General features: G+C 40.1%; 1 protein-coding gene. It reads left to right on the top strand.

The window, feature by feature from the left end; genetic code table 11:
- A partial coding sequence (locus tag AEQU1_RS09300; RefSeq protein ID WP_146743737.1) for an HYR domain-containing protein occupies positions 1-352 on the top strand: 352 nt, incomplete at both ends.

The following is a 352-nucleotide window of genomic DNA, read 5'->3' as shown; positions in this document are numbered from 1 at the left end:
AATTACTTGTCCAGCAGATCAAACTGTTGATCCAGGAGCAGGTAACTTGTTCTACATTGTACCTGATTATTTTGCAACTGGCGAAGCTACTGCAATTGATAACTGTACAGACCCTGTAACAATTACTACCCAGGATCCTGCTCCAGGTACAAGCTTGTCTGATGGTGTTTACACTATCAACTTGACTTCTACTGATGAGTATGGAAACACTTCAAACTGTAACTTTGAACTTACAATTGAATCCATCCTTGGGGTGAACCAAAATTCTTTGGACGCTGGAATTGCTTTATATCCAAACCCAGCTAGCAATGTTGTGAACCTTGTTAACAAGACCAACATCTCTCTAGAGAAA

Origin of the sequence: Aequorivita sp. CIP111184, assembly GCF_900489465.1 — a bacterium.
Lineage (GTDB): Bacteria > Bacteroidota > Bacteroidia > Flavobacteriales > Flavobacteriaceae > Aequorivita.
Note: the sequence above shows the minus strand (reverse complement) of the source record. Positions and strands in the feature narration are given on the sequence as shown.